This is a genomic window from Hymenobacter agri, from assembly GCF_054778495.1.
On the sequence record NZ_BAAGZM010000166.1, the window covers coordinates 1 to 7,707 of the forward strand.

General features: G+C 63.6%; 7 protein-coding genes. 4 read left to right on the forward strand and 3 right to left on the reverse strand.

Going from position 1 to position 7,707, the window contains the following annotated elements; genetic code table 11:
* From ACYVDE_RS10290 to ACYVDE_RS10300, 3 genes are all read right to left on the reverse strand, one after another.
* On the reverse strand, positions 1 to 2,350 hold a 2,350-nt coding region (locus ACYVDE_RS10290), incomplete at its 3' end, for an MG2 domain-containing protein (protein WP_460501425.1).
* A gap of 103 nt (positions 2,351 to 2,453) precedes the next feature.
* Entirely contained in the window at positions 2,454 to 3,041 is a 588-nt protein-coding gene (locus tag ACYVDE_RS10295; RefSeq protein ID WP_460501426.1) for a DUF4269 domain-containing protein, read from the reverse strand.
* Between the two features lie 143 nt (positions 3,042 to 3,184).
* Positions 3,185 to 3,877: an HAD family hydrolase gene (locus ACYVDE_RS10300; protein WP_460501427.1), complete on the reverse strand. Its 693-nt coding sequence runs from the start codon at positions 3,875 to 3,877 to the stop codon at positions 3,185 to 3,187.
* 43 nt (positions 3,878 to 3,920) lie between these two features.
* On the opposite strand from ACYVDE_RS10300, the gene ACYVDE_RS10305 reads away from it, so the two are divergent.
* The 4 genes from ACYVDE_RS10305 to ACYVDE_RS10320 all read left to right on the forward strand — a co-directional run.
* Entirely contained in the window at positions 3,921 to 4,547 is a 627-nt protein-coding gene (locus ACYVDE_RS10305) for a CatA-like O-acetyltransferase (protein ID WP_460501428.1), read from the forward strand.
* Positions 4,548 to 4,661: 114 nt separating this feature from the next.
* Positions 4,662 to 5,567, forward strand: coding sequence for a LysR substrate-binding domain-containing protein (locus ACYVDE_RS10310; RefSeq protein ID WP_460501429.1), 906 nt, complete (start codon positions 4,662 to 4,664; stop codon positions 5,565 to 5,567).
* Positions 5,568 to 5,630: 63 nt separating this feature from the next.
* Positions 5,631 to 6,827, forward strand: coding sequence for a PALP domain-containing protein (locus tag ACYVDE_RS10315; RefSeq protein ID WP_460501430.1), 1,197 nt, complete (start codon positions 5,631 to 5,633; stop codon positions 6,825 to 6,827).
* Between the two features lie 97 nt (positions 6,828 to 6,924).
* Positions 6,925 to 7,707, forward strand: a 783-nt coding sequence (locus ACYVDE_RS10320; RefSeq protein WP_460501431.1) for a glycosyltransferase, incomplete at its 3' end; no start/stop codon positions are given.

Consider the following 7,707-nt stretch of genomic DNA (forward strand, 5'->3'; position numbering starts at 1 on the left):
GGCCGGCGGCGTCGGTGGCGCCCTCGCGCACGGTTTTCTCGAAGCGCGCGGTGAGGGCGCTTTCGCTGCTTTCCTCGCCGTCGTCGCTGCTGCGCCGCTTCTCGCCGCTGCTGATGGTGAAGCTGTAGTTGGGGTAATTTTTGGGCGCGAAGGTCTTCTGCTTCAGGGAGAATTCAACCTCAAACTTGCGGTCGGCCGCCGGCGGGCCAAACAGGTTCACGGCCGCGATGGTGGCCGTCACGTCCTGCCCGGGCCGAAGCACGGCGGGGGCGGCCGTCACGGTCACTTTCAGGCGGTCGGGGATGAATTCTTCCACGCTCACGGGGCGCGAGGTCAGCAGCACGTCGTTGCCGGTCAGCACTTCCAGCGTGTAGAGGCCGGTCATCACGGTGGGCGGCAAAATGAAGCTGCTCTCGAAGCTGCCCGCCGCGCTCAATTTCTGGCGCAGGCTGCTGTATTCCTTGCCGCTGGGCAGAAGCAGGCGGATTTTGACGGGCAGGCCGGTGGGCGGCGTCTTCCAGTCCTCGGTGCGGATGACGGCGTTGGTCCGCACCGTGTCGCCGGGCCGGTACAGGTTGCGGTCGCCGTACAGAAACGCCTGGTAGTGGGCTGCGTTCGAGGTCAGCCCGCCCACCTCGTAGCGCGAGGTTTCGACCCGGCTCTTGGTAAGGTCGAGAAAGGAAAAATCGGCCTCCCGGGTGGCCGTAATCATGCCCAGCGTAAAGCGCTTCATGCTGGCCGCCGAGTCGAACTGCGCCACGCCGGACTTGTCCGTGGTGGTCGTGCCAATCACCTGGTTATTCGAGCTCACGAGGTTCACCGTCACGCCCGACATCGGCTCGGCCGAACGGATGGAATTGGCAAACACCGTGGTGCCGCCCGTGGCGCCCTGCTTCACAATCAGGCCGATATCGGTGACGGCCACCAGCTTGCTCACTTGCAGCCACTGGCGCTCGGTGTCCTGCACGCGCACCACATACAGCCCCTTCATCGGCCCCTGAAACTCCAGCGCCTTCAGGTCGAGGTTGAGCAGGCGCAGGCCGTCGGCCTTGGGCAGCCCGTCCACCGAAATGGTGCGCTCCGACAGCACGTTGCCGATGTTCTCGGTGTCGTAGTACTGAAAGCTGCGGTCGATGTAGTCGCCGTTCTCGTCGGTGTTCGATTCGCGGGGCTCGTCCTCGTCGTATTCGGGGTAGCCGTACTGCTTTTCGCCGCGCAGCAGTTGCTGAATATTGTTGGCATACACCTTGGCGATGGTCACCTTCACCTTGGCCACCTGGTTGATGCGCAAGCCCAGGTTGCGGGCGCCCAGCGCGTCGAGGTACATGGCCTTGTCGGCGCTGGTGAAGGTGAGGCTCGGCCGCTCGTCGCCAAACGACACGGCCTGGCTGAATTCCTCGCCCAAGCTGCCGCCCAGCACGCCGCGCGTGCCGGCGGCCAGCGAAATCTGGTAGGTTTTGCTCACCTCGAAGCCGCCGCGCAGGGCCAGCCCGCTTTCCAGCGCCTCCACCGAAAAGGCCACCGCCGGCTTCACCGTGAGGTAGGGCTGCACGTCGGCCACGCGCACGGGCTGGTTGAGCAGCACCGTGACCACCGGCTGCCCGTTCAGCAGCGAACCCGTCAGCTCGCGCACTTCCAGCGTGCTCTGGTCGGGGATTTCGGCCTGGGCCGAAAGGGCTTGCTCGGTGGGTTTGGTGCCGGCCGCTGGGCGCAGGCCGGGCGCGATGTCAATCTGCACGGGCGTGCCCGGCTGCACGTCCTGCATGAAGGTAACGGCCACCAAATCATCCGGCTCGGCCGAATTCACTTCTACCGCCACCGGCTTGCCGCCCTGCGTCACCTTCAGGCGCGATTTCACATCCGAAGGCCGCACGGGGTAATTAAAAACCAGATTGGCGCGCAACTCGGCCGTACCCGCCGCCCGCTTCGAGCTGCCGTAGAACACCTGCGGCGCGGCCATGCGCAGGTAGGGCGTGTGGAACTTGGGCCGGTTCAGGGCCAGCTTCTGCTTGTCGCTGGGCAGCGCCTCAGGCCGCAAACTGGCCGAGAAAACCGTGCTGGGCCGGAAGGGTTCCAGCGGCGAAAACGTCAGTTCCCGGTCGCCGGTCCACTTGAACTTGCCGCGAATATTCGGCGAGAACGTGACGTAGCGCGTGGTGTCCCAGCGGTTCTGCTTGTCCTCGTCCACCACCTTTTCATCGAAGGTAAAAACGAGGTTGGAGTACGGGTCGATTTCGTCGCCGTCGGTCTGGGCCGTTTCGGCGGCTTGCTCCTGGGCGGTTTTTTTCGAGCACGAGGCAGCCGCCAGCAGCACGAGCAGCAGCGGCAAAAAGCGGTAACGGGCCAGCATGGGGTGGGGTGGAAGGGGTGAAACCGGCCGGAAGGTAGCGAGAAGCCCGGATTCTATTGCAACGCCGGAAGCGGTGCCGTATTGGGGCGCGCGGCCGGCTTTTTCAGCGGTTGCGAATAAGCTTGATTTGAGCCAGATAAGCCCGCAATTCGGCAATGGTTTTGCCCTCTAATTCCAGTAATGCCACGTAAGGGTCGCCGGATAATTGTAACAAATTGGCAAAGGCCGGTTCCGTTTTCAAGCCCTGCTTTTTGAGTTGCCGCACGGCCCGTCGCCATTCCTCGCCACCGGCTGCCAGCACGGACGCTTCCACCAACAGGTGCCGGTAACCGTTCTGCCGTGCGGTGGACACGGCTTGGCCGAAAACTTCGATTTCCCGATTCCAGTAGCGGAAATTGCAGATGATGGATGCCTTGCCGTTGATGACGGGCTGCGTCAGGCGGAAGCCGGCCCGGTGGCCGTAGTGTTTCTGTAGCAGTTCAATAAAGCGTTGCGTTTCAATAGTTGGGACTTCGCACAGCACGTCCAAGTCGCTCCCGGGAATGTCGATATCGAGCGGGATAGTACCGGCCAAGACGGGCAGGAAATCCGCCAGGACTGTCCATAAACCCAGCGCAGTTAGGATGGCGTGGGCGCGTTGCTGGCGGCGGTTGCCGTGGTGGAGGTAGCGCAGGGTGGTGAAGTCGGGCATGTTGTGCTTGGTTCGGCCAGGTCGCCCTCCGCGCCGGGACCCCACCCCCGGCCCCTCCCCTCCGGGAGAGGGGAGCCTGACGATTGTCAACGTACGCGCCGCCGTGTCACCCCTCCCCCGGAGGGGAGGGGCCGGGGGTGGGGTTACACCAGCGCCAGCACCTCCCGCAGCCGCGCCACCGCCCGAAACTCCACGCCCGCCAGCAGTTCGGCCGGCACGTGCTCATGAATCCAGTTGGCGTGGTAGGGCACGTGAATGGCCGGGAAACCAAGCTTGGCCACCGGCAGAATGTCCGATTTCAGCGAGTTGCCTATCATCACGAAGTTGTCCGGCGTGGCGCCGAGGCGGGCAAAAAGGCGGCGGTAGGTGGGCTCGTCCTTTTCGCTCACGATTTCGACATAGTCGAAAAAGTCGCCCAGGCCGGAGCGGGCCACCTTGCTTTCCTGGTCGAACAAGTCGCCTTTGGTGAGTAGAATGAGTTGGTGCCCGCGCTGCTTCAGCTCCGTCAGCACCTCCACCACGTCGGGCAGCGGCTCGATGGCGAAGCGCAGCAAATCTTTGCCCAGGTCCAGAATCTGCTGGATTTCGTGGCCCTTTACCTCGCCGTTGGAAAGCTGAATGGCGGTTTCTATCATCGAGAGCATGAACGACTTGGCCCCGTAGCCGAACAGCTGCATATTGGCCCGCTGCACGTCGTAGAGGTGGGCGTTGATGGCATCGGTGTCGGCATAAGGCGCTAGCAGCCTGAGCAGCTCGGCTTCTACATTGTCGAAGTGCGGCTGGCAGGGCCAGAGGGTGTCGTCGGCGTCGAAGGCGATGAAGGAGGGCGTGGGCATGGCGTGGCGGTTGGCGCCGCAAAGCTACCGACCTTTGCCCGCCATGAAGCACCTGATTGACCTCGAAACCTGGCCCCGCCGCGAGCATTTCGCCTTCTTCTCCGCCTTCGAAGAACCGTTCTTCGGCCTCACGGCCAACGTGGACTGCACCGCCGCCCAAGCCGAAGCCAAGCGCCTGGGCGTGTCGTTTTTCCTCTACTACCTCTACCACGCCCTCGAAGCCGCCAACGAAGTCGAAGCCTTCCGTTACCGCATCGAAAACGGCCAGGTTTACCTGTACGACCGCATTCACGCCTCGGCCACCCTCGGCCGGCCCGACCACACCTTCGCCTTCTCCTTCATCGAGCAAAACGACGCGCTGCCCGGCTTCATCGCCGCCGCCGAGGCCGAGATTGCCGCCGTGCAAGCCAGCACCGGCCTGCGCCTGAACGACTCCACCGGCCGGCCCGATACCGTGCATTGTTCCGCTATTCCGTGGGTGCGCTTCACCAGCCTCTCGCACGCCCGCAGCTACTCGCACCCCGACAGCTGCCCCAAAATATCCTTCGGCCAGGTTTTTCAGGAAGGTGAAACGCGGCAGATGCCCGTGTCCGTTCACCTGCACCACGGCCTGGGCGACGGCTACCACGTGGGCCTGTTTCTGGCCGCGTTCCAACGCCGGCTGGGGTAGAGACGCGTATTCGCGTCTCGTCGGCTGCGTCGTTTGGAGTTCGTATGAATGATTTCGTTCAACGACGAGACGCAAGTATGCGTCTCTACATTGTTCAGCCTGCCCCCTTAACCCATGCTTTCGCACCCGCACGAAGTATTCCTCGAAGTGGCCCAGCGGCTGAGCTTCACCAAGGCCAGCCAGGCGCTGTTCACCACCCAGTCGGCCGTGAGCAAGCAGGTGAAAGCTTTGGAGGAACACTACAAAACCGGCCTGTTCGAGCGCCTGGGCAGCAGCATCCAGCTTACCCCCGCCGGCCGCAAGCTCTACGAAAAGCTGCTGCAGGCCAAGCAGCTACAGCAGGAGCTGCACCAGGAAATGAGCGCGCTGAGCCCCGATTTCGCGCCCACGCAGCACCTGCTCATTGGGGCCAGTACCACCATCTCGCTCTACGTGCTGCCGCCTGTGGTGTCGGCCTACCTGCAAAAGCACCCCCACCACCAGCTCAGTCTCAAAAACCGCAACTCCGACAACATTCTGCGCGCCCTGCTCGACCACGAAATCGAGTTGGGCATCATCGAGGGCATCCACAAAGTGAGCCACGTCACTTACACGCCCCTGCTTACCGACGACGTGGTGGCCGTGTGCGCCGCCGGCAACCCGCTCGAAACCCGCACGCTCGAAGTGCACGACCTGCTTCGCACGCCGCTGGCCCTGCGCGAGGCCGGCTCGGGCACGCTGGCCGTGCTCGAAGAAGCCCTGGCCCGGCACCGCATCAAGCTGGCCGCCCTGCCGGTGCGTGTGCGCCTGGGCGGTACTGAGGCACTCAAGAATTTCGTGCGCGTCGACAACTGCCTGGCCTTCCTGCCCCGGCAAGCCGTGCTGAAGGAGCTGGCCTCGGGCGAGTTCGCAGAAGTAAAAATCAAGGATTTTCCGCTCAGGCGCGAGTTTAACTTTATTCAGCGCAAGGGCACCGAGAACAACGCGCCCTACAAGGACTTTCTGCAATTCACACGGCGCTACTATTCCGGAAGGGCATAGGCTATTCCAAAACCCCATTTCTGAAAGGCATACCCCGGGTAAGGCACCGCCGTACTTTGCCCCATGAAACTGGTCGCCTCCGATTCCCGCCTCGCCGCGCTGCACTGCTCGGCCTGCGGCACCGAATATTCCGCCTTCGATTTGCAGCGCGTGTCGGCCTGCTGCCAGGTACCGCTGGTGGCTGACTACGACCTGCACGGGCCGCTAAGCCGCGCCATCATCGACCAGGCCGACGCCTCCATGTGGCGCTACGGCGCGCTGCTGCCGCTGCTACACGAAGAAAACAAAGTCACGCTCGGCGAAGGCTTCACGCCGCTGCTGCGCCTGCCGCGCCTGGCCGCCCGCTACGACCTAGCTCATCTGCTCCTCAAAGACGAGGGCCAGAACCCCACTGGTTCCTTCAAGGCCCGCGGCCTGAGCATGGCCGTGTCGAAGGCCAAAGAGCTGGGCGTGGACGGCTGTATCATTCCTACCGCTGGCAACGCGGGCGTAGCCCTGGCCGCCTACTGCGCCCGCGCTGGCCTCAAAGCCGTGGTGGTGATGCCCCGCCACACGCCTGCCGCCTTCAAGGAGGAGTGTTACTGGTACGGCGCCGAAGTGGAGCTGGTCGATGGCCTCATCAGCGACTGCGGTGCCCGCGTGCGCCAGCGCAACACCGACGGCGCTTTGCTGGATATTTCGACCCTGAAAGAGCCCTACCGCCTCGAAGGCAAGAAAACAATGGGCTACGAAATCGCCGAACAGTTGGGCTGGACGCTGCCCGACGTGCTGCTCTACCCCGCCGGCGGTGGTACCGGCCTCATCGGCATCTGGAAAGCCTTCCGGGAAATGCAGGCGCTCGGCTGGCTCGCCCCCGACGTGAAACTACCCCGCATGGTAGCCGTGCAGGCCGAAAACTGTTGCCCGCTGCTCGAAACCTACGAGGGCCGCCAGCCCAACTGCCACGCGTACCAGGGCCGCGCCACCCTGGCCAACGGCTTGGCCGTGCCCCACCCGCTGGGCGAAAACCTGATGCTGCGCGTACTGCGCGAATCGGGCGGCACGGTAGTAAGCGTGAGCGAGGAAGGCATGCTGGCCGGCATGCGCGACCTCGGCCAGCACGAGGGCCTGTTTGTAGCCCCCGAAGGCGGCGCGGTGTGGACGGCCGCCCGCCAGCTCCTGGCCACCGGCGAAATCCAGCCTCACGAGCGCATCCTGCTGCTCAATACCGGCAGCGGCCAGAAGTACCTCGACAACGTGGCCGGCCGGGCCTGGGGGTAAGGTGTAATGGTGCAATAACACGTCATGCTTCGGCTGCGCTCAGCATGACGTTCTTTTATGCCCTTTCCAGCCCCACGGCCTACCTTACCTTTGCGCCATGCGCATTCTCCACGTTCTGTCGGCTGAGTTTTTCGCGGGCTCGGTGGCTTACGCCGTGCAGCTGGCCGAGGCACACCGCGCCCAGGGCCACCAAGTGTGGCTGCTCTCCGATTCGGACCAACTGCCCACCGGGGCTACCCAGCTCAAAGCGCCCATCGTGAACCGCCGCTACGGCCAGCGCCTACGCAACGCCCGGCTTATTCGGCAAGTCGTGCAGCGGGAAGAAATTGACGTGGTGCATTGCCACTCGCGCGCCGCCAGTTGGGTGAGCTACTTCGCGTTGCGTGGGCTGCGGGTGCCGCTGGTGAGCACGGTGCACGGCCGCCAGCACCTGCACACGTCTACGTCGCTGTTTGACGTTTACGGCGATAAGGTGATTGCCATTTGCGAGAATCTACGCGAGCATCTGATGGCAGAAGTGAAGATGGCGCCGGCCAAAATAGTGGCTATCCCCAATGGCGTCGCCTTCGGCAATGAAGAATTAAGCACGAGGAATGAGGAATTACCCTCCGACAACTCCTCGTTCCTCATTCCTCATTCCTCATTGAGAATTGCCTTTATCGGGCGCTTCAACGGCGGCAAAGGCGAGCGGGCGGCGGCGCTACTGACGTGGGTGTTCCCAGCTTTGCTGCGCGAGTTTCCGGCGTTGCGGGTGGCGCTCGTGGGCGGTGAGCTGGAGCATTTGCCGGCGGCGGGCAAAGCGGCGCTTGCGCAGCTGCAGGCCGAGTTTGGCGAGCGGGTAGAAGTCGTGGGCTTCACCACCGACGTGCCCGGCTGGCTG

What these genes read in the sequence shown, in the direction of transcription:
- ACYVDE_RS10295 (WP_460501426.1), bottom strand. Translation starts at nt 3,041, where the DNA reads ATGCCCGACTTCACCACCCTGCGCTACCTCCACCACGGCAACCGCCGC.
- ACYVDE_RS10315 (WP_460501430.1), top strand. Translation starts at nt 5,631, where the DNA reads ATGAAACTGGTCGCCTCCGATTCCCGCCTCGCCGCGCTGCACTGCTCG.
- ACYVDE_RS10305 (WP_460501428.1), top strand. Translation starts at nt 3,921, where the DNA reads ATGAAGCACCTGATTGACCTCGAAACCTGGCCCCGCCGCGAGCATTTC.
- ACYVDE_RS10310 (WP_460501429.1), top strand. Translation starts at nt 4,662, where the DNA reads ATGCTTTCGCACCCGCACGAAGTATTCCTCGAAGTGGCCCAGCGGCTG.
- ACYVDE_RS10300 (WP_460501427.1), bottom strand. Translation starts at nt 3,877, where the DNA reads ATGCCCACGCCCTCCTTCATCGCCTTCGACGCCGACGACACCCTCTGG.